The 23,178-nt window shown below is 50.2% G+C and carries 17 protein-coding genes; 2 read left to right on the forward strand and 15 right to left on the reverse strand.

Translation table 11 applies throughout. The features are described from left to right. Positions 1-537: 537 nt before the first annotated feature. The 13 genes from metG to adhE all read right to left on the reverse strand — a co-directional run bounded on the left by metG (position 538) and on the right by adhE (position 20,558). On the reverse strand, positions 538-2,523 hold the full coding sequence (gene metG, locus DP091_RS03170; RefSeq protein WP_113057023.1) for a methionine--tRNA ligase: 1,986 nt from the start codon (positions 2,521-2,523) through the stop codon (positions 538-540). A 474-nt stretch (positions 2,524-2,997) separates the two neighbouring features. Continuing rightward, complete coding sequence (yidD, locus tag DP091_RS03175) at positions 2,998-3,255, reverse strand: membrane protein insertion efficiency factor YidD (protein ID WP_113057024.1); 258 nt, start codon at positions 3,253-3,255, stop codon at positions 2,998-3,000. Beyond that, complete coding sequence (locus DP091_RS03180) at positions 3,252-3,722, reverse strand: Fur family transcriptional regulator (RefSeq protein ID WP_113057025.1); 471 nt, start codon at positions 3,720-3,722, stop codon at positions 3,252-3,254. Before DP091_RS03180 ends, yidD begins: the two co-directional genes overlap by 4 nt. Positions 3,723-3,952: 230 nt before the next feature. Next, on the reverse strand, positions 3,953-6,688 hold the full coding sequence (locus DP091_RS03185; protein WP_113057026.1) for a stalk domain-containing protein: 2,736 nt from the start codon (positions 6,686-6,688) through the stop codon (positions 3,953-3,955). 155 nt (positions 6,689-6,843) lie between these two features. Beyond that, entirely contained in the window at positions 6,844-8,484 is a 1,641-nt protein-coding gene (gene nagZ, locus DP091_RS03190) for a beta-N-acetylhexosaminidase (RefSeq protein WP_113057027.1), read from the reverse strand. Between the two features lie 101 nt (positions 8,485-8,585). Then, entirely contained in the window at positions 8,586-9,371 is a 786-nt protein-coding gene (locus DP091_RS03195) for a response regulator transcription factor (RefSeq protein WP_113057028.1), read from the reverse strand. Beyond that, positions 9,349-11,205 (reverse strand): cache domain-containing sensor histidine kinase, encoded by a 1,857-nt coding sequence (locus DP091_RS03200; protein ID WP_113057252.1) that lies wholly within the window; start codon positions 11,203-11,205, stop codon positions 9,349-9,351. The genes DP091_RS03195 and DP091_RS03200 overlap by 23 nt, the downstream gene beginning before the upstream one ends. A gap of 22 nt (positions 11,206-11,227) precedes the next feature. Beyond that, entirely contained in the window at positions 11,228-12,055 is an 828-nt protein-coding gene (locus DP091_RS03205; RefSeq protein ID WP_100536214.1) for a carbohydrate ABC transporter permease, read from the reverse strand. Beyond that, the gene (locus DP091_RS03210) at positions 12,055-12,939 is read right to left on the reverse strand and encodes a carbohydrate ABC transporter permease (protein WP_113057029.1); all 885 of its coding nucleotides are present in this window, start codon (positions 12,937-12,939) and stop codon (positions 12,055-12,057) included. The genes DP091_RS03205 and DP091_RS03210 overlap by 1 nt, the downstream gene beginning before the upstream one ends. Positions 12,940-13,030: 91 nt before the next feature. Further along, entirely contained in the window at positions 13,031-14,389 is a 1,359-nt protein-coding gene (locus tag DP091_RS03215; protein WP_113057030.1) for an ABC transporter substrate-binding protein, read from the reverse strand. A 207-nt stretch (positions 14,390-14,596) separates the two neighbouring features. Next, positions 14,597-15,340: a pyruvate formate-lyase-activating protein gene (pflA, locus tag DP091_RS03220; RefSeq protein WP_113057031.1), complete on the reverse strand. Its 744-nt coding sequence runs from the start codon at positions 15,338-15,340 to the stop codon at positions 14,597-14,599. 43 nt (positions 15,341-15,383) lie between these two features. After that, positions 15,384-17,630: a formate C-acetyltransferase gene (pflB, locus tag DP091_RS03225; RefSeq protein WP_113057032.1), complete on the reverse strand. Its 2,247-nt coding sequence runs from the start codon at positions 17,628-17,630 to the stop codon at positions 15,384-15,386. 318 nt (positions 17,631-17,948) lie between these two features. Beyond that, positions 17,949-20,558 (reverse strand): bifunctional acetaldehyde-CoA/alcohol dehydrogenase, encoded by a 2,610-nt coding sequence (gene adhE / locus DP091_RS03230; RefSeq protein WP_113057033.1) that lies wholly within the window; start codon positions 20,556-20,558, stop codon positions 17,949-17,951. A 275-nt stretch (positions 20,559-20,833) separates the two neighbouring features. On the opposite strand from adhE, the gene DP091_RS03235 reads away from it, so the two are divergent. Beyond that, positions 20,834-21,559 carry a Crp/Fnr family transcriptional regulator gene (locus DP091_RS03235; RefSeq protein ID WP_113057034.1) on the forward strand — a complete coding sequence of 242 codons (726 nt, stop codon included), beginning with the start codon at positions 20,834-20,836 and terminating at the stop codon, positions 21,557-21,559. Positions 21,560-21,646: 87 nt separating this feature from the next. Next, a complete protein-coding gene (locus DP091_RS03240; protein WP_071223816.1) occupies positions 21,647-21,805 on the forward strand; it encodes an asparagine synthase in 159 nt (52 codons plus the stop codon). Positions 21,806-22,010: 205 nt separating this feature from the next. Here DP091_RS03240 and DP091_RS03245 read toward each other — a convergent pair whose 3' ends face one another. Together DP091_RS03245 and nirD are read right to left on the reverse strand one after the other, a co-directional pair. Beyond that, positions 22,011-22,808 carry a formate/nitrite transporter family protein gene (locus DP091_RS03245; protein WP_113057035.1) on the reverse strand — a complete coding sequence of 266 codons (798 nt, stop codon included), beginning with the start codon at positions 22,806-22,808 and terminating at the stop codon, positions 22,011-22,013. A 47-nt stretch (positions 22,809-22,855) separates the two neighbouring features. After that, a complete protein-coding gene (nirD, locus tag DP091_RS03250) occupies positions 22,856-23,173 on the reverse strand; it encodes a nitrite reductase small subunit NirD (protein WP_113057036.1) in 318 nt (105 codons plus the stop codon). Positions 23,174-23,178: the final 5 nt, after the last annotated feature.

A 23,178-nucleotide genomic window follows, 5' to 3' on the forward strand; every position in this document is an offset into this window, starting at 1 on the left:
ACAAGATTATAAGAGCAGGCAAACCCCGTTGTCAACCAAATCGTAAAACTTACTATTGATTTTCAATAGAGATGTTATATCCTCCGTATGAAAGTGCGTGTTCAAAATGGTCGATTTTCAGCACCGAAGCTTATGCTTCCGAAGTGCGTTTTTTCAAAACGCTCAGTTGGATGAAGCTAGGGACGTCAGGAGCGGAGCGTACGTGTTGGGTACGTGAGCACCTGAAATGTTTCCGCAGGAAACATGCTTCGGAAGCTTTTACTTTGGCCCGGCTGAATTCAAGATTCGATGACGAGCTGCTTCCTGATTCGCTTCGTGTTAGATATAGAATTTATGGGTTATCAGTGGAACTGATGAAATTCGATATCGCAAGAAAACCTACCTATCCATCGCGGTCGCTCATCCTTGAAGTGGCCTCGATAGAGGTTTTCTTTATCAAAAGCGGACTTTTTGAACAACCTCTTAAAGGAAAAAATAACGGCGTACCCTTTAACAGGGTACACCGTCTATCGCGACTTAATTCAATGAGAGAGTATTTTATTTGACAACTGCGCCGTTAGGCATGCCGTCCGGTACAGTTGCAAGCGTCAGCTGATCGCCGTGGGAGGCGGCCAGAATCATGCCTTGCGACATTTCGCCTCTAAGCTTCACCGGTTTCAGGTTCGTTACGCAAATCACTTTGCGTCCAACCAATTCCTCGGGCGTGTAAAACTTCGCAATGCCGGATACCACTTGCCGCTGCTCGAATCCCAGATCAAGCTGCAGCTTAAGCAGCTTGTCCGCTTTCTTCACCGGCTCGGCTGCGATCACCTGCGCTACGCGCAGCTCGACCTTGGCAAAATCCTCAATGCCGATTTCCTCTTTAAGCTCTACAGGTTCCGTGCTCCCGGCGGACGAATCTGCTGTCGAGGTCGAAGTCTCTTCCTGAGCGGCCTTCGTACCGCCTGTCATCGCCTCGGCGATGTATGCCACTTCCTGCTCTGTATCCAGGCGAGGGAATATCGGCTCGCCTTTTTGAAGCTTCGTTCCAGCCGGTATAGCTCCGAACTGGCGTCCGCTTTCCCAAGTCGTCCATTCGCCTTCCGCCAGGCCAAGCTGATCCCACATTTTTTTCGGAGTACGGGTCAGGAACGGCTGAAGTAGTATTGATGCAACGCGAAGCGTCTCCACCAAGTGACTCATGACGGATGCCAGCTCATTCCGTTTGTTCTCGTCTTTGGCCAGCGTCCAAGGCTGGGTCTCATCAATATATTTGTTGCTGCGGCTGACAAACTGACTGATGGCCGTCAGCGCAACGGAAAATTCCATATTTTCCATAGCGGTTTCGACTTTCTCATAAACCGACTTAGCCGCTTCCTCGATCGCTGCATCAAACGGCGTTACGCCGGCGGAGAAAGCAGGAACTACTCCGTCAAAATATTTATCGACCATGGCCACGGTACGGTTCAACAAGTTACCCAAGTCATTGGCCAGGTCGGAGTTCACCCGTTCCACGAAGCTTTCCGGCGTAAAGGTGCCGTCCGCTCCGAATGGAACTTCACGCAGCAGGTAATAACGAAGCGCATCAAGACCATACCGGTCAATCATCGTAACCGGATCAACCACATTCCCCTTGGACTTGGACATCTTCCCGTCCTTCATCAGCAGCCAGCCATGGGCAAACACCTTTTTCGGAAGCGGAACATCGAGCGCCATCAGAATGATCGGCCAATAGATCGTATGGAAACGGACGATCTCCTTACTCATCAGGTGTACGTCGGCCGGCCAGTATTTGTCATACAGGCTGGCGTCTTCTGTACCGTAACCGAGTGCCGTTATATAATTCAGAAGAGCGTCAATCCACACATATATCACATGTTTCGGATCGCTCTTCACTTTCACGCCCCACTCATAGGTCGTACGGGACACAGCCAGATCCTCAAGACCCGGCTTAATGAAGTTGTTGATCATCTCATTCTTGCGGGATACCGGCTGAATGAAATCCGGATTCTCATCGTAATACTGGAGCAGGCGGTCCACATATTTGCTCATGCGGAAGAAGTAGCTCTCTTCCTTCACTAGCTCAACAGGTCGCCCACAGTCCGGACAGTTGCCGTTTACAAGCTGACGTTCCAGGAAGAACGACTCACAAGGCGTACAGTACCAGCCTTCGTATTCGCCCTTGTAGATGTCATCCTGCTTCAGCAGACGCTCAAATACCTCCTGTACAACCGTGGTATGGCGCTGCTCCGTGGTGCGAATGAAATCTTCGTTCGATATGTCCAGCTTCTTCCACAGGTCCTTAATGCCGGCCACGATATCGTCAACGAACTGCTGCGGGGTTTTTCCAGCCTCAGCCGCTTTGCGTTCAATCTTCTGTCCGTGCTCATCGGTCCCCGTCAAATAACGGACATCGTATCCGCGAAGCCGTTTGTATCGGGCCATCGCGTCGCCGGCCACCGTAGTATAAGCATGCCCGATATGCAGCTTATCACTTGGATAATAGATTGGCGTTGTAATATAAAACGTCTTTTTGTCTGCCATTGTAACCTTCCTTTACCGTGAAATGGATTGTTTGTATCAGGCAATCTCTTTACGAAAACAGCAGTAAACAACAAAAAACCCCCGTCCCCATGGGACGAGAGTTGTTCTCACGTGTTACCACCCAAATTCCCTGTCCCCTTACGGGTAACAGGCTCATCTGCCGTCATCCGGCCGTCCATTAACGCTGGCTCACGCCGCTCCTTTACGGCAGCCTTCATACCCCGACTGCAGCGCTCAAAAGCGGATCCTCCAAGACCATTTTCCGAAATTCGCCAAGACCGGTTTCCAGCTGCTCCGGCTCTCTGTTCAAGGCAAGCTTTCCGTACTTATCTCTTCCTCGGATATACCTATAATTTCTTACATTTTAATCAAACGGGCTGCGGCGTGTCAAGATGAGCCGCGGTCCGTAGAATGGTTATGACCAAAAGACAGGATGCATTCCGTACCGTGTCCATTAGGATACCCCATAAAACGCTATTTCTCTGTCCATGAAGACGACACCTTATCCTTGCGCGGCGGAACCATATCTATGCCGCCTGGATGAAACGGATGGCATCTTGCTATTCGCTTGGCCGCCAGCCAGGAGCCCTTGAGCGCGCCGTGCACCTCAATCGCTTCAAGAGCATAGGCCGAGCAGGTTGGATAGAATCGGCAAGTCGCCGGTTTCAACGGAGAGATGAATTTCCGATAGAAGTGTATCGGCACCTTCACCACCCTGCGCGCTGTGCTCATGCCCGGCTATCCCGCTTTCCTGCACTGCCTGGTGAAACTTCATTATCCGCACTGTCCTTGCCGCAGTCGCGGCAGTAGCCGAACACTTCGAATTTATGCTGAACCACCTGGAAATCATCCGGCGCATCGGTCAGCTGCATCGGGCAAAACGTAATCGGGTACGTCTTCTGGCACTGCAGGCAGATCATATGATGATGGTGATGTTCTTCGCTGCAGCGTCCTCGAAACTTGATGCCTTCCTCGAACACAACCTGCTCCAATACGCCAAGCTCGTACAATACCCTAAGATTCCGATAAACCGTATCGAAGCTCAAACCGCTGTACTTCCGGCCCATATATCCGTACACATCCTTGGCCGTTAAATAGCCAGGATGTTCCCCAAACAATTTGGCAAGTGTCTTGCGCTGATCAGTAATGCGCAGCCCATGTTCCGACATGGCGTCGATGATCTGTTCCGTCGTAAGCATACGGAGGTAACCTCCTCTACTTGAAGATACTCTCTTCTTATAATGCCTGAAAAATAAGACAGCGTCAATGAAAGCGGTTCTGTATAGGCTAAACGCCTGCAAGGTACCCGTCAGTGGAAAACAGATGCCTGGGATATGACATGATTCCTCAGCAAAGAACCAACAAAAAGGACAGCCCTAACCATGTTCTGGCCAGGAAGGCTGTCCCGTTGCTATAAATGATGAATGGATTAGTTCTTCAATTGCGGAAGCGGCTGGAGCAGGATGTTGATTGGCAGACTGCTTCCCGGTGCCGCTGTAAACAGGATTTCTACGGTCTGCTCGTAATTCCCCGTACGGTAGAGAACGGCAGCTTCATTCGGCGCAGATACAGCGCCACCGCTTGTATTCGGCGTCTGAATGATATTTCCGTTCACCATCATCGCCCCCATGTACTTGCCTCCGCGCGGATTCAGCGTGATCAGCGTATTGGGTGCTACGCGGTGCAGCTTGATTTTGTACAGCACACCGAAGTTCCCGGCATTGGACTGATATGAACCGTTAATGCCGTCATACCCTTCCAGATTCGGATCGTTTGTCTTGTCACCGAGCGCGAGACGGGTAGGCGCGTCGCCAACCAAGTCATAAGATTCAATGATCCGTGTCGAGTCCGGATACGTTCCCCGGTTATGAACGCCATCGCTCGGATGGAGTTTCAGGTGAGGCAGCTTTTGAATCGGATCCTTGGCTTCATCAATCATGATGACATCATATCGGATCGGCGAGTCGGAATAGAGATCAGCAAACATCGAGAGCACCTGCTGATTCTTCAAGGTTTGCGCGCTCAAGTCTTGCAAAATGATCCGGCTTTCCCCAGGGGCGAGCGAGATCGTTTTGAATGCATCCGCTGACTGCATGGACTCGAGATAACGCTGGACAGCCGCTTTACCCGTAGCTGTCGGGATATTAATCGGACCGCCCAATCCGGTATACTCCGTGGTCAGACGCGCCGTCATCGTGTTGATGTTGGTGGCAACGACATACATCTTCATATTCTTCCCGGTAGCGTTCAAGTGGTGAATCATGAATCGCGTGCTGGCATTGCCAACCTCACGGTAGACAATCCCCTCTTGATAGACGGTTTCCGGAGAGTTGCTGCGAATCAACAGATACGGTTCGGAGCTTCTCGTAATCGGCATCAGTTTCCATGTCGGCACAGCTGATCCGTCAAAGGTGTATTTGTCGCCGATGCCCGTAAACAATTGATTGAATTGATCGCGCGTATACAACACTTCACTCGTTACGTTGATGATCTTCTCGTATGAGCTGGTCGCTCCATGTTTATCCGTAACAATCAGCAGCACTTTATGCGTTCCTGCCGTAAAAAAGGCCTGATCGTTATTTTCCCACTTATACGTAAGCTCATCGCCAGGATCGTTGTCATAACTCATATTCATGTACGTTATTTTCTCACCGATCTTATATTCCTGTTTGTCCGTTTCGAACATGGCAACAGGAGGCGTATTCGGTGCGGATACCTGAATGCTCAATATATACGGGTCGCTCCACTCCCCGCTGGAATCCTGTACCGAGTAGGAAACGGTATGCACGCCGGGTTCGTCAAAAATCTCTTCCCGGCCTTCCCAATGCTCGTCAACAATAGCCAGGCCCGTCGGGGAATAGGCATTCGTCTTATACGTAACCGTTGTTTGTCCGGCAAGGATCTCGCCAGGCTGCACCGTGAAGGAAGCTACCGGCTTTGAGCTCAGGCTAAGGATAACCCGTTTGTTCGGCTGGTCCACCCGATAACTAATGTCCAGCGCCTGCGTAATGCTGGTCAGCGGCACCATGAATGTATTGTTGGACTGATAAGCCGGTCCCTTCATTGATTTTCTGACCCCGTTCACGGTGTATGCGCTGCTGTTCGTCTTAAAACGAAGCTCATCGTTACCGCGGATAATAATCGTTTCCTTTGTCTTTCCGTCATAGGTCAGCTTCAGGCCGACACGATCAACGAGGGAGCGAATGGCAACATAGGATACGCCATTCTTGACTGCCATTGGCTGACCTGCCGTATACGCTTTCCCGTTCTGATACATCTTGTTGCTGTTCATCATCAGGATGAGGTCATTCGGACCCAGGTTCGGTATGTTCGGAACCTCGTTCCCAGATCCCCCGCCGTTATTTCCGGACTGTTCGCCGTTATCGTTGCCGCTGCCCATACCGGATAAATCGAGAATAACCTTCTTCTCGGATTGGTTCACCTGGTATGGAATATCAAGCGCTTGCGTGATCGCGGTTAACGGAACCATAAACACATTGCTGCTCTGGTAGGCAGGGCCTTTCATCGGACGAACCTGTCCGTTGACTTTATAATAACTGCTTCCTGTCGTAAACCGAAGTTCATTGCCATCCTTAAGGATGATGGTTTCCTTCGTTTTGTTATCGTAAGACAGCTTCAGTCCTGCACGTTCAACCATGGCGCGAATGGCGACATAGGATACCCCTTGCTTCACAGCCATCGGCTGACCGGCTTTGTATTTCTTGCCGTTATGGTACATCACATTGCTGTTCATCATCAGCACAAGTTCGTTAGCCGCAACATTGGAAGTCCTGACTTCGGGCGTGTCTCCGGATGGGCCGCCCTCTTCGTTCTCTGATACCTCATTATCGGAAGGATCGTTTTCCGTATCCTCCTGCTCCTGCTGTTCATTGGGGGCAGAAGGTTCGGCATTCGGATCGCTAATCGTGCCTTCAACTGAATCAGAATTTGTTTCCTTTGGCGTTGCCGATGTTTCCTCCGCTTGCTGCATGTCCGTCTGTTGTTCTCTACTCTGCTGGCTTTGTCCTTCCACCGGGGACTGCAGCGCTGATTGGCTATTTAGCGCCGGAGCTGTAATATCCGGTGATTCAGCTGCCGCGGGAAATGCCATGGATACCTGTGCCGCGGCAAGGACTGTAATCATCGAGATTCTCTTGAAATTCATTCTCTACTCCTTTAAAACACTCAGTATAGTCTGTCTGCCTCTATTGGACATACTATTAGACGCGAAGTTTCCCGAAAAGTTGCTCAGAAATGGCTGGAAAATAGGAAAACCGGAGCATTCCTGGGTAGGAAGACTCCGGTTTGAGCAAACCTTATTCAATTGTTGACATAGTCCTGATTACCGCTCCAGCCTAGCGGATAAGCCTCGCTGATCCCTACCGGGAGCTTACCCTCCGGCATAACCTGACCCATTAAGACCCCCGCGGCCGCATTCATATAATAGGGCGTGTTCTCGTAGCTGCACAAATACGTCGGAACCGGGGGAAGATCATTGATATCATAAGGATTACGGGTAGCAACAATAACAAGGGTCACATCCTCAAGATCAGCCAGCTTGCTCACCAGCTTCTGCTGGCCGGCGGGAAGACGGCTCTCGGAAGTATACGTAGCTACCACAATCTGTTTATATCCTTCCGCTGCCTTAACCGCCTGCTCGACCTCTTCATCGGACATATCGGTTCCGACACGCAGATCGTCTGCCGGAACCCCGTAACTTCTCAAGGCATCCCCCAAGGTATAGCTCTTGCTCCATGCTTCATCAACCTGGGTTGCCGAAAGCAGTTCAGGCCAGATCACCGCGACGGCCTGAGCCGGCTTAAGAGGCAGCTGCCCTTCGTCTTTCACCAGCGTGATGCCTCTGCCTGCGATTTGAGCCAGCAATTGTTTGGTCTCTTCCGCCACCTCGCCAATCGGGTAGACCGGAAGCTCCTCTGCGAGCTTCGCATTACGCTGCTTCAGCGCCAATATCCGCTCTACAGCCGTATCGATCAGATCCTCTGAAAGCCTTCCGCTGCGGACAGCTGCAATGACGGCCTTAATCGCCGCCGTCTGCTCGGATAGATTGTGGCTGACCAGTACGCAGTCCGCACCCGCTGCGATCGCGCGTATCGCGCCCTCCGGAATCCCGTACTCTTTAGAGATCGCATGCATCTCTAGGCAGTCCGTTATGATCAGTCCTTCAAACCCCATCTCTTCTCTCAGCAGACCCGTTAATACTGCACGAGAGAGCGTGGCCGGCAGATCGCTCGGCTCTATCGCCGGGAAACTGACGTGTGCCGTCATGATGGCGTCCACGCCGTCCCGGATCGCTTGCGCGAACGGATACAATTCCACGCTGCGGAGCCGTTCCAGATCATGCGGTACAGAAGCCCGCCCGAGATGCGAATCGACGCTCGTATCGCCATGTCCCGGGAAGTGCTTGGCCGTAGCGGACACGCCTTCTTCCTGATATCCCTTAATGGCCGCAGTCCCGAGCGCGGCAACAGCTTGGGGATCTTCGCCGAAGGAACGCACGCCGATGACCGGATTACGAGGATTGTTGTTCACGTCGAGGCAAGGAGCGAAATTCATGTTCACGCCGAGTGAACGCAATTCGCGCGCCCCGATTTGCGCTACCCTGTAAGCATCCTCCGCGCTGCCCGCTGCTCCAAGCGCCATATTTCCCGGAATGCGGCTGATGCCTTCATGATCAATCCGGGCAACCATACCGCCCTCCTGATCTATTGAGATCAGAAGCGGGAACTTTTGGCGGTCCGATGCGAGCTGCTGCAAGGACTTTGACAGTTCGGCAAGCTGAGGCAGCGTTTTCACATTCCGGCGAAAATAGCAGATGCCTCCGACCTGATATTGTTCGATCAGTATTTTGGCGTGCTCATTCGGCGTCAAGGCGTTGAAGCCGCATATAAACATTTGTCCTACCTTTTGTTCTAACGATAAATCTGCTGCCGTCCATTTCATTGGTCTCATACCTACTTTCTATCCATTTAAAAGGACTTTGCAAAACCAACCGGGATTGATCTAGTGATGACTGTAGCAGCCTGCATGGGCCCTATCAAAACCTATACCGTTGCCTCCCCGGACATTTCCCTGAACTCGGAAGGAGTCATGCCGGTGGCCTTTTGAAATACCTTGGTAAAATACCGCCGCTCATGATACCCGACAAAGGAGCCGATCTGCGCGATGTTCTTGTCGCTGTTTACTAACAGGAATTTGGCCGCCTCCATCCGCTGTCTCGTCAAATACTCTACGAAGGTAAGCCCGACATGGTTCTTGAACAATAAACAGAAGTAACTGGAGCTGATCCCTAAATGCTCCGAAAGCTCCTCAATCCCCAAATCCTGTCCCATATGGGTATTGATATACTCCAGAGCAGACGTTACCAATTGCTCCGGCGTTTTCTTAACGGCTTCAGGATTCGGAGCCTCGTCGATTAGCGAAACGGTACTGTAATACTTCTCTTTCGCCCTCTTCTTGCGGATCTCCTCCCCGATCTCCCGAATCTTCATTTCAAGCTCACCGTAATGAATCGGCTTGCTGATATAATCCTTGACGCCCAGCTTAATCGCTTCCCGGGCATATTCAAACTCCTGATATCCCGTTAACAAAAAGATTTCCGCCCGGCTTCCTTTCTCCCGAATCTTCGTGATAAAGGTCAGTCCGTCCATGACGGGCATCCGGATATCACACAGAATCAGATCCGGGTTGAACTGATCGGCTACTTCAAGTGCTTCCATCCCGCTTCGGGCAAGTCCGACAACCTTCATGCCCATCTCTTCCCAAGGCAGAACCTTGCTGAGATTGTTCAGGATGGGAGCCTCATCGTCAACTAATAATGCCTTCAGCATGCTGCCCTTCCCCCCTGTCATAATTGGGTATGACGCATTGTATAACGGTGCCGCCGGGGCGGCTTGAGCATATAAACAGACCGTAATAATCCCCGTACTGAATGCGAAGCCGGTCAGCCACGCTCCGCAGTCCAAGTCCCCGTCGTTCCTGGTTCACTTTGAGATTTTGCATCGTCGTCTGTTCGGATCTGTTATCCTCGGACACCATATATTCAAACATGGACAACTGCTCAGAGGTCATGCCGAGCCCGTTATCCTCTACCCGAATCATGACATTACCGAGTTCCTTCCATGCAGAGATGCGTATCCATCCTGTATAAGAAATCCCTTCAAAGCCATGCTGTATGCTGTTCTCAACCAGCGGCTGCAGCGTCAGCTTCAAAATGCGGCTGTGCATAAGCTCTTTCGGTACGTCAATCTCGTATTCGAACAGGTCCTCGAACCGAAACTTCTGGATTTCAAGGTAGCTCTGCAAGTGCTTGATTTCTTCGTCCAGCGTAATTTCTTCCTTCTCCTGTATACTGATCCGCAAGATGCTGGCAAGCCGGTAAACCATTTCGCTGACCTTGCGTCCTTCATTCTGTACAGCGAGAACGTTGATCGATTCCAAAGTGTTAAAGAGGAAGTGCGGCTTGATCTGCGCTTGCAGCACACGCATCTCCGCGTCGGTCTTCTGCCTCTGCTCCTTTTTGATCTGCGCAAACAGATTGTTGATCCGGTTCATCAAATTGTTGAACCCTTTCGACAGCAGCAGCAGCTCATCCTCTCCCTTCTCTTCAACTCTCGCGTTCAAATCCCCATCTTCCACGCGGCGCATAAACCGTACGATGACAGCGATCGTCCCGGTAATCCGATTCATGAACAGGCGGTTGAACACAATCGCCGTAACCAGACAGAGGCCCATAATGACGAAGAACCACTTGGCAAAGGATGTCACCTCTTGCGAGAGCGAGTTCCAGTTGGTCACCGAGACGAGATTCCAGCCGTAATCATTCAGATGATAGATGGAGACAATATTCTCCTTGCCGTTAAACTTGGCTTTAAAGCTTTGGTAGCCTTGCTTAAATTCAACGTCACGCTTCATATACTGGCTAATATTTTGGCCATCCATATCGTTATTTGGATCAAATAAAATGAAGCCTTCATTGTTGACCAACATAAACGATGTATTCTGCAGATTGTTAGGCAGTGTCAGATGACGGAAAATCTCTTCAAATTCCCACCTCTTGATCTGGACGACCAGGATCCCCAGCTTGCGGAGTGTCGTCACGTCCTTAATCAGCCTGATCTGGGTGAATACCGGCTCCGCCCCCGTCAATTCCGGAAATTCGTGCGGAGCCAGCCATTTCGGGATTCCGTTAAGCTGCACAACCTCTTCGTATAAAGGACTGTTCTTGAACTGCTCGTAAGGCAGCGTTCTGAAATCCTCTTTACTGAATATCGGAATCGGTGATGACTCTTTATTGAAATGATATAAAAACGCATAACTGATGGCTGGGTGATTATATAGTAGATTCCTGAAGTTTCGCTGTCTGTCGTTCAGTTTCAGCTGTTCTGCATTGGATTCCTTAATCAGGTTTTGATCATCGGGATTCTTGGCATTCAGCGCCATGGCAAAGACGGAGGTCGCAATCCCGTTATCCGTGACATACTCCATCTCCTTGAACACGCTCAGAATGCTGTAGCTGATCGCTTTTAGCGAATATTCAGCCTGCTGGCTGTACTTTTTCTCAATCGAATTGTAGGTAATAAAGAATGTAAATAGGCCCAGCACAAATAACGGAATAATAATAAGCCCCAAAAAGGCCGTGAATAGTTTGTTCCGCAAATTCATACGCATGCTCCTGCTCCTGGTATTACCCCTTGACACTTCCTGCGGTGACGCCTTCAATGATCTTCTCTTGCAGCACGGCATAAATGATAAGGACCGGCAGCACGCTGAATATGATACCCGCGGACATTTGTGCGTAGTTCATATTGTAGGCGTCCCTGAATCCGACCATTCCGACAGGCAGCGTTCTCAGTTCATCATTCGATAGGAAATAGTTAGCAAGCAAGAATTCGTTCCAGTTACCCAGGAAGTTGATGATAAATACGGTAACGATAGCCGGAACGGTCAGAGGTAAGATAATTCTAGCAAACAACCCTCCGGACCTCAATCCATCAATAACCGCGGCTTCTTCGATTTCGCCGGGCAGCGACCGCATGAAGGCAGCCAGTATAATAACCGAGAACGGGATGGCATTGGCAACATACGGCAGAATCAGGGCCATATGCGTATTCAAAATATCCAACTGCCTCATCATGCCATATATCGGCAGCATGAGAGAGTTGTTTGGAATCAGCATACCTATCAAAATACATTGAAAGACAATCGCGCTGATCCGGTTGTATCTCATTCGCGTCACGGCAAAGGCCAGCATCGCCGCAAATAGAATCGATAAGCAGGCTGACAGCACGCCGATATATAAGCTGTTCCAGAAATACGTGCTAATCTTGGCGCTCACCCATGCGTTCACATAGTTATCAAATACCAACGTGCTTGGCAAACCAAAAGGGTTCGTTGCAATGGACTGGTTATCCACCTTCACGGAAGAGAACAGGACGAACAGGAATGGATATAGTATGACGAGCAAGTAGGCCATCAAAAAAATGTGCGGGATCAGTTTCTTTATTGCTCTCATCAGTATTCAATCCTTTCGTTGCGTCTTGCGACCAGCACCTGGTAGAGCACCGTTACAATGATCGTAAAGAGGAAGATCAGCACGGCGATCGAATTGCCAAAGCCATGCTTGAAGCTTGTAATTGCATATCGAATCATATATGTCGCCATAACGTCGGTTGAGCCGGCCGGCCCCCCCTTGGTCATAACCAGAATAATGTCCGCCGCTTTCATGGCTCCCGCGATCGACAGCATGATCACAACAGAGATAATTGGCATAATTAAGGGAAGCGTGATTTTGGTTGCTCGTTGGACGCCTGTCGCTCCATCAATTGCCGCAGCCTCATCAAGCTCCTTCGGTATGGATAAAATTGCGGCAAGCACCATCACAATGTAAAAGCCGGTCCATTGCCACGCGTTCGTGATCAGGATGGCAATCATGGCCCATTTGCGATCCGATAACCAATAGATGGGTTCAATGCCAACCAGCCCTAAAATTTCATTCATCAAACCAAAGTCCGGATTGTAAATGAATCCCCATAAAATGCCGATGACAGCCGTCGACATGATGGACGGCGCGAAAACCGCTGTTTTATAAAGCCCCTTCAAACGCTTCACGTTTGCGATTAACAGGGAGAAGATTATGATCGTCGGAACCTGGATCAAACAGGAAAAGAGAATGAAATAAACGTTGTTCTTGACAGCCTTCCAAAAAGCATCGTCATTCAAGGCTGTTACATAATTATCGAACCCAATATACTTCACATCTTTGGAGATGCCGTTCCAGCTCGTAAAGCTGTTGTCAAAAGCAGTAAAGATCGGGTAAATGAAAAAAGCCAGAAACAGCAAGAATGCCGGCAGCACAAAAACGATGTAAATCAGAGGATTTCTCAGCGCCTTGTTCATGGTAACCTCCGTATTTATGTCTGATGTTGTTTAGGCGAAAGGGCACCCCCATGTAGCGCAGCGGGTGGTGCCCTTCCGTCTAGGATTGTTGTTATTCCTCTGAAGCATTGGCCGCTTCTTGCGCTGCCTGCACATTCTCGAGCATCTTCTCGGCATCAAGCTCGCCGCCGATGACTTGCTGAATTCCCATGCTCAGTGCGGTGTTCACGTCCGCTTGAACAAGTGCATCAAAGGCAGGGAAGGACTTGTTGATCTCACTTACGCCTTTGAAAATGTCCTGCATAAGCGGATCGTCCGAAGTGGAGTTCATGGTTGCCAGATCCATCTTCATCGCCGGCAGTACACCGTCTTCTTTCAGTCCGCGAAGCTGCATTTCATCTGTCCACATATTTTTGATGAATTCTTTAACCGCCTGAAGTTTACGAGGATCTTCCGCAACCGCTGCCGAGAACCCATATCCGTTGTTTGCGTCCTGCATGACAATGACAGGGTCGCCTTCATTAACCGGAGGCAGGTTGAAGTATCCGACCTTACCTACCATGTCACCCGCTTGAGCCGGATCTCTAAATACGGAGTTCGCCCACGATCCGTCCATCATCATGATGGCTTCACCTGTAATCATTTGGTTTCTCATGTCCGCATATTCGAAACCGAGCTCGCCTTTTTTGAAGTATCCTTTTTCAACCCACTCTTGGTGCTTCTTCACACCTTCAACGACTTTCGGATCCGTCCATTTCGTTTCTCCGGTCTTAAAGCCGTATGTAACCTCTGGCCCTGCGTAATAGCTCCACAAGTTATTCGTGGTCATGAGCGGAATCCAAGCATCCTTGGAGGATTGCGCAAACGGAATCTTGCCGTCGGCTTTGATGGTTTCAGCAATTTGCTCTAATTCAGCCAAGGTTTTGGGTACGCTCAGGCCTTTTTGAGTAAAGTAGTCCTTGTTATAGAAAATACCTTCAATGGAACCGCCAATCGGCAATCCGTAGATCTTGCCATCATGCGTAAACGGGTCTAGCGTCGTAAATTTGTCTTTAATGCCCAGTTCATCCAAAATCGGAGTCAAATCGAGCATCAAGCCTTCTTTGGAATATACGCCTGCATCGGGGCTGCCGAACACATCGAACACTTCCGGCGGCTTACCGGCTGCCATCTCGCCTCTCAGCTTCTCTTTACGGTTCACTTCAGAGTCTACAGCGTCCAGCTTGATTTTCAGTCCGGGCACCGCCTCTTCGGTCTTACTGACCACATCGTTCAGCAATGCGAGACGGAACTTCTTGGATTCACCTACTTGCGTATGGCGGATGGTGATTTCAAACGGCTCATTGCTTACCGTTCCTTCCGAACCACCTGACGGATTCTCTGCTGCCTTGTCACCGCCGCCGCATGCAGACAAAAGCGTGGATGAGACGAACAGAAGCGACATTAATAATGCCAGACCCTTTTTCTTCATTGTCTTTGACCCTCCCGAAGTGTTTGTATACTTGATAGGCACTTTCCTTACATCTTCATTATAGAAAGCGATTGCATATTTCGATAGGTCGACATTTTTCTATCCAAGGGATAAAATCCTCTACAAAAAAACAATAACCCTTCCATTTTCAGGAAAGGTTATTGTCATTAATCATAACATATTATGTTTAGTATTATGCAGTTGAAATCATTGCTGGACAGTCTCTATTTTCTCGGGTATTTCGCCAATCAACCGGTAAGCGCGCGCGACTTCCTCTTCAGATGGTGAAGGAACGCCCTCTAATGGATAAGCCATGCCGAGTTCCTTCCATTTATACACGCCCATCTGATGATATGGCAAGATTTCGAATTTTTCGACGCCGTGCAGCGTCCGAATAAATTGACCTAGATCAATCAAGTCTTCTTCGCTGTCATGGATGCCTGGTACATATACGTGCCGGACCCACATGTTCCGACCATGTTCGGACAGCCAGCGGGCGGTCTTCAACGTCCGTTCATTGGACTTCCCGGTGAGCTTGATATGCTTCTCGTCGTTGATATGCTTCAGATCCAGCAGCACCAAGTCGGTATGCTCCAGCAATTCCGATATTTTCTCCGGTTCATTATAGCCGTTGCTGTCCAGCGTCGTATGCAAATTCCAGCGTCGCTTCACTTCCTTGAACAGCTCCGTGACAAAAGGATACTGCAATGTCGGCTCACCGCCGGAGACCGTTAACCCGCCGCCGGATGAACGGTAGTAGCTCAGATAAGGCTCGATCTCAGCCAATACGTCATCTACCGTCATCTCGCGTCCTTCATGCAGTCCCCAGGTATCCGGATTGTGGCAGTATTGACACTTCAAGAGACAGCCCTGCATGAAGAGCACAAAGCGGATACCCGGACCGTCCACCGTTCCGAACGTTTCTATGGAGTGTACATGACCTTTTAGCATGGTGCGTCATCCTTTCTGTATCCGCTATGGTAGTCTTCCATCCTTACATCGATCCGTGGAACGTACGGTTGATGACATCAAGCTGCTGTTCGCGCGTCAGTTTGACGAAGTTGACCGCATAACCGGATACCCGGATCGTTAACTGCGGATAATTCTCCGGATGCTCCATTGCATCCATCAGCTGCTCCCGGTCAAATACGTTGACGTTCAGATGGTGCGCTTTGCTGCCAAAGTAACCGTCCAGCATCGCAACCAGGTTGTTCACGCGGACATCACTTTCCTTGCCAAGTGCTTTCGGCACGATCGAGAACGTATTCGAGATGCCGTCGAGACTGTCCTCATACGGCAGCTTGGCCACGGAGGTCAGCGAAGCGAGAGCTCCCTTCTTATCGCGTCCGTGCATCGGATTCGCGCCCGGAGCGAACGGCTCGCCTGCCTTACGTCCATCCGGCGTGGTTCCTGTCTTCTTGCCGTATACAACGTTCGACGTAATCGTGAGCACCGATTGGGTTGGCATGGCATCACGGTAAGCCTTGTGCTTGCGAATCATGCTCATGAAGGCTTCGACCAGCTCAACGGCAATGCTATCCACACGATCATCGTTGTTGCCGTAGCAAGGGAACTCGCCCTCGATTTCAAAATCGACCGCAATCCCTTGCTCGTTGCGTACCGGCTTCACCTTCGCATATTTAATTGCGCTCAGTGAATCCGCTGCTACGGACAAGCCTGCAATGCCGCATGCCATCGTGCGCAGAATATCCCGGTCGTGAAGCGCCATCTCTATCCGTTCATAGCTGTATTTGTCATGCATGTAATGGATCACATTGAGCGTATTCATATAGAGCTTCGCAAGCCATTCCATCATCGGCTTGAACCGCTTCATGACTTCATCATAACTCAGAACTTCCGCGGTGATGGCCGGATATTCCGGTCCAACCTGGGCGCCGGATTTCTCATCTCTACCGCCGTTAATCGCATAGAGCAGCGCTTTAGCGAGGTTTGCTCTGGCTCCGAAGAACTGCATCTGCTTTCCGATGCGCATCGCGGATACGCAGCAGGCGATGCCGTAATCGTCTCCGTAGATCGGACGCATCAGATCATCGTTCTCGTATTGAATCGAGCTGGTTTCGATCGAAACCTTCGAACAATATTTTTTGAAGGCTTCCGGCAGCTTCTCCGACCATAGCACCGTCAAGTTCGGTTCCGGCGCAGGTCCCAAATTGTACAGGGTGTGCAGGAAACGGAAGCTGTTCTTGGTCACTCTCGTCTCACCGTTTACCGACATGCCCCCGATGGATTCCGTTACCCACGTCGGATCCCCGCTAAACAGCTCGTTATAATCCGGCGTACGCAGGAATTTCACGATCCGAAGTTTCATAACGAAATGGTCGACCAGTTCCTGGGCTGTTTCTTCCGTCAGCTTGCCTTCAGCCAGATCCCGTTGAATATAAATATCAAGGAAAGAAGATACCCGGCCAAGCGACATCGCAGCGCCATTCTGCTCCTTGATTGCGGCCAAGTAACCGAAATACAGCCACTGGAATGCTTCCTTCGCCGTATTCGCAGGTTTGGAAATGTCATACCCGTGCATTGCCGCCATTTCCTTCAGTTCCTTGAGCGCCCGCATTTGTTCAGACAATTCTTCCCGCAAGCGGATGATCGGCTCATCCATGGCGTCCACTTCAAGCTCGGAAAGTTCTCTCAATTTGTCCTGGATCAGCGCGTCCACGCCGTATAACGATACTCTGCGATAATCACCGATGATACGTCCACGGCCGTAAGCATCGGGAAGACCCGTAATAATCCCGGCCTTGCGCGCTGCTCTCATCTCAGGAGTGTAGGCATCAAACACGCCCTGGTTATGCGTTTTGCGTATACCGTTAAAGATGTCCACAACCGCCTGCGGCATTTCAAAGCCGTATGCGTTGCACGCATCAATCATCATCCGGACCCCGCCGAAAGGCTGGATCGAGCGTTTGAACGGCTCATCGGTCTGAACGCCGACAATCTGTTCTTTATCCTTGTCCAAATAGCCGGGTTGATGGGAGGTGATGGTCGATGGTGTATGGACATCCACATCCAGAACCCCGCCGTTCTCCCGTTCCTTCTTGGTTAAATCCGATACGATATCCCACAGTGCTTTGGTGTTATCCGTGGGTCCCGCCAAAAATCCATCAGAGCCATAATAGGGAGTAAGGTTCTCTGCAATAAAATCATTAACGTCAATTCGCTTGGTCCATTTACCTGATTTAAAACCTTTCCAGCCTGCTTCTTTTTCAATCACCGACATATTGAATCCCTCCTAGATTTGCTGGGGCTTGCATGGACAGGCGGGGCCGCACCTTGATCTATCTCAGATCTTCAATGTGATTATTTTCACGATCAATGGTGCCACTACCCCGCCTTGTGCCTTCAAGCTTCTATATCAAAGATCTGAGATTCTGCTTCCTTCTACACCTTTATTGTAGTCCTGTTAATTCCCTGCATCTGTGATAATAATCACAAACTTCTCTTTCCCCGTGATTTATATCACTCTGAACCTGGTCTTGCATACCTTGTCTGAAAATCTATATGGATCTTCACGATCGGCGTTTAGAGTCTATCTTGACTAGAACCGGCCGTAATAGGCGTTGCGGTAAACTTCTGCGAGCTCTGTCACCAGCGGCAGCTTCGGATTGCTCGTTGTACACTGGTCTTCAAAAGCCCGGTCCGCCAAATGCTCAACATTTTTCTCGAAATCTTTAGGGTCGATGCCAAGCTGCTGGAACGACTCCTCGATCCCGAGCTTGCTGTTCAGCTCCCGGATTGCGCCAATTAGACTGTTCACGCCCTCTTCCGTCGTTCTTGCCGGCAGTCCGAGAATCCGTGCAATTTCAGCATATCTCTCATCAGCCACAAAGTGGGTGTATTTAGGCCATGCAGCGAACTTCGTTGGCTTCTTCGCGTTGTAACGGATGACGTGAGGCATCAATATCGCATTGGTGCGTCCGTGTGCCGTATGATACTGACCACCCCACTTATGCGCAAGACTGTGGTTGATACCTAGGAACGCATTCGCAAAAGCCATGCCGGCAAGCGTCGAAGCATTATGCATTTTTTCGCGGGCGAGTTTGTCGCCGGTAAGCGCCGACTGCTCAAGATACTGGAACACCAGCTGTATGGCCTTGATGGCAAGCCCATCCGTATAATCGCTGGCCATCACCGATACGTAGGCTTCAATTGCATGTGTCAGGACATCCATGCCGGTATCGGCTACCGCCGTTTGAGGCAGCGTGTATACAAATTCCGGATCGATAATCGCCACATCCGGTGTCAGCTCATAATCCGCCAGCGGGTACTTGGTATTTCCCAGCCCTTTGTCCGTGATGACGGCAAACGAAGTTACCTCCGAGCCCGTTCCCGACGTCGTTGGAATGGCAACGAACTTCGCTTTCTGTCCAAGTTTCGGGTATTTATACACCCGCTTGCGGATATCCATGAATTTTTGCTTCAGATTGTTAAAATCCGTATCCGGATATTCATAGAACAGCCACATGGCTTTCGCTGCATCCATTGGCGATCCGCCGCCGAGGGCGATGATGCAGTCCGGCTGGAATCTTGCAAGCATCTCCGTTCCGCGTTCTACGGTCGTTGTCGAAGGATCCGGCTCAACCTCCGAGAACACTTCGATGGCTACCGGCACTCTGCGCTGACGCAGATAGTGCTCTACCCGCTCCACATAACCCAGCTTCACCATCATGGGGTCAGTAACGATAGCGACACGGGTGATTTCCGGCATTTTCGCAAGATACTGCGTGGAACCTTTTTCAAAGTAAATTTTGTCAGGCACTTTAAACCACTGCATGTTCACGGTTCTTCGGTTCACCCTTTTCACGTTGATTAAATTGACAGCCGTCACGTTCGACGAAGTGGAGTTACGTCCATACGAACCGCAGCCCAGCGTCAGCGATGGCAGATTCGTGTTGTAGATATCGCCGATACCGCCTTGCGAAGATGGCTGATTCACCAGGATACGGCAGGTTTTCATCCGATCCGAGAATTTCATGATGATGTCCTCATTGTGCGAATGGATTACCGACGAGTGGCCCATGCCGCCAAAAGCAACCATCTCTTCAGCGCGCGTGATGCCCTCCTCCGCATCTTTCACTTTATAGCAGGCCAGCACCGGGCTAAGCTTCTCGGCAGACAACGGATAGGCAGGTCCGACTCCCTCCAGCTCGGCGACCAGGATCTTGGTGCTTTCCGGTACCTCGAATCCGCATGCCTCGGCTATCTTAGCTGCGGGCTGTCCGACGATAGCAGGATTTACCGCACATTTTCCCGATACCATCGCATGCGCAGTCAGTTTCGCCAGCTCTTCCTTGTTGACAAAATAACAGCCGCTGGCAATCATTTTTTTCTTCACTGTATGATATATAGGCTCCTCGATAATAACAGCCTGCTCGGAAGCGCAGATCATGCCGTTATCAAAGGTTTTGGACAAAATCAAATCATTCACCGCCTGATCCAGATCCGCGCTCTTCTCTATAAAGCAAGGCACGTTTCCTGGTCCTACGCCCAGGGCAGGCTTGCCGCAGCTGTATGCCGCTTTGACCATCGCCGAACCGCCTGTAGCCAGAATGCAGGCAACGTCAGGATGGTTCATCAGTGCATTGGTTTTATCCATGGAAGGAGCTTCGATCCACTGGATGCAATCGGCAGGAGCACCTTGCTTCACGGCGGCATCCCGCAGTATCCGTGCGGCTTCCCGGCTGCAGGCCTGCGCGGAAGGATGGAATCCGAAGATGATCGGGTTTCTTGTTTTAATGGAGATCAGTGCTTTGAATATCGTCGTGGAGGTCGGATTGGTTACCGGTGTGATCCCCATGATAATCCCGATCGGTTCTGCTATTTTTTGAAAGCTGTCATAGGCGTTGTCTTCAATGATACCCACGGTTTTGTCGTATTTAATGCTGTTGTGGATATACTCCGTGGCAAACAGGTTCTTGATGATTTTGTCTTCGTACACGCCGCGTCCCGTTTCCTCGACCGCCATTTTCGCCAGCTGCATGTGCTTCTCAAGGACTGCCATGGCCATGGCCTGTACAATCCCGTCGACCTGCTCCTGATTCAATTCCATAAACTTTTCTTTGGCCCGATTCGCCTTGGCAATCAGCCCCTGAATGTACTCCGATGCCGTTTGTCCTTTAACTTCCGCCGTTCCTTTACTCACAGCCATATCTCTCATCCTCACATAATTCGTGTTTCTTTCTACGCTTTGATCGTAACACAGCTGTTTCCATTTTCATGTGAAATATTTCACAATATAATAAGTATTTATCTTTTTCTGTGTGATTTACACCTGTCTTCCCCTCCTTCCAAGTGAAAGAGATCACAAAGTTTGAAAATTCGCCACGATTTTCCTCTTATCCTCCCCCAAAAGTGAATGTTTTCACGTTATAATGTATTTAAAGATTAAACAGATCAAATTTTAGGATGTTAGGGGATACCAACATGAATACTGTAGACCATGTAATGGAAATCGAAAACTTAGGGAACACGCAGTGCTTCTCGGAGCAAAACCGCAACCGTCTGCTGGTCAGCATGAAGGAAAGGGTACTCCCTGAAGGATCCCATTTGTTCTGGGAAGGCGATTTCGCCGACAAGCTGTACTACGTTAAACAAGGAAGAATCAAGTTAACGAAATCGACCGATGAAGGCAAAGAGCTGATTCTATATATGTACCATCCGGGAGACATGGTCGGGCAAGCCGATCCATTCTTCAGCAACAATCACAGTTTCTCGGCGGAGGTGCTTGAGGATAGTGTTGTCGGTGTCATCGAGCACAAGGATCTGGAGCTCTTAATCTGTCAGCACTGCGACTTCGCCATTGATTTTATGAAGTGGATGGGCATTCACCACCGCATCACCCAGACCAAATTCCGGGATCTTATGATGTACGGCAAGCCCGGCGCTTTAACATCGACACTCATCCGGCTGAGCAATACCTACGGGCAGCATCAAGCGGATGATACTATTCTCATCAACAAGAAGATTACCCACACCGATCTATCGAACATGATTGGGGCAACCCGCGAAAGCGTGAACCGGATGCTGAGTGACCTGCGCAAAAAAGATGCCATCGAATATGCCGGCGGGATGATTGTCATTAAAGATCTTCCGATGCTGCAGGAAATCTGCCATTGCGAGTTGTGCCCGAACGAAATCTGCCGTATTTAATCGGCCTGCTCCCTTCCGTGCATAATATATAGTCATCTGCTTACAATAACCTTGTCTTTCCAAACCAAAATAAAGGGAGTGCTCAGCATGCGTGAAGGTTTGATTCCTGCTGTTCTTGGAACTGTGGTTTCTGCTTCGGGTGCCGCTCTGCTTGGCAGCAAGTATAAACTTGCCGCAACCGGTATTCTCGGCTTCGGACTGGCTCATATTGTACTTGGTGCGATTGACCTGGTGGAACATCGGTAAGGATTGGAAGACAAGATTCATATAGCTGTCCTGTTCAGTCATTGAACTGAAGGGACGGCTTTTTATGTATGTGCCCGATAGAATGTCCTTTTTTTCTGTTAGGAGACGTTCCGTGCAGATGCTTCACTTTAATTAGACAATAAAAAAAGCGGTCAACCGTTTGGTCGACCGCTTCATTTCGGCAGCCCCTTCTCTATGATGCCTTCTATGCAACCTTCTTTTGCTTGCTCCCTTTTCCCGACGAGATAAACCAATATGCCATCCCCACAAACAATCCGCCGCCAAGAATGTTCCCCAGCGTGACCGGCACCATGTTGCTGATCCATCCGCCAATGGAAATGGTCTCGGGATGCCCCGGCAAAATCGTTGCGAGCGTCAGAAGTGTCATATTGGCTACGCTATGCTCGTACCCTGTCGCAATGAAGGCAAACAGACACCACCATATTAAGATCAGCTTGGTCGTCTCTCCTTTGGCTCGAATTCCCATCCACAAGGCCAGACAGACAAGCCAGTTACACAAGATGCCTCGGAAGAACAGCTCCATAAACGGATCATTCATTTTCTTGGCGGCAGCCGTGAAGATGAGATGATCCGGCGCCAAGCCTTTGAACAGGCCGGAAGCATACACCAGATAGCTGAGCAGAATCGCACCGGCCAGATTGCCTATAAACACGAGCACCCAGTTCTTCAGCGTATCCCCCATCGTCGTTCGACCGGATAATGTGCTTATCGTAAAAAACATATGATTCCCCGTAAACAGCTCTGATCCTGCGAACACCACTAACGTGAGCGCGATCCCGAATGCCGCTCCCATGACGAGGGATTGAAAGGGCGAACCGGCAGCCGCGAGCGGCGCCCCCAGCTTAAAGATCAATACAATTCCAATGCCGACGTACGCGCCGGCCAGCATAGCCGACACCATATAGCGCAGCAGGTTACTATTCATCTGCTCCTTTTTCCCGACGGCGGCATTAACAACGGCTTCTACATCCGTTTTAAACATGGGATACCACCCCTTGAATTCGTCTGTTTAATATGCGATAGCTGACCTTAGACACCCACCTCAACCTTCCCGTCCACGGCGCGAATCGGATATACACGAACCTGGCCTTGATCCGGAGCCTGTACGAGCCCGGTTGAAAGCTCGATCTTCCAGTCGTATAACGGATCGTATATGTAGTGCCCGGATACGATGGCTTCCGAGAGCGGTCCTCCTTTGGGATGCGGGCTTTGATTGTCCAGGGCAAACCATTGATGATCCGAAGTCCGGAAGACGGCAATCTCCCGGTCCCCGAGATGGACCACCCTTCCAAGCTGTGACAGAAAATCATTTTCATTCCCTACCGCAATAAATCTTTCGGTTTCCATAACAT

The organism is Paenibacillus sp. MDMC362, assembly GCF_003269305.1.
Lineage (GTDB): Bacteria > Bacillota > Bacilli > Paenibacillales > Paenibacillaceae > Paenibacillus_AQ.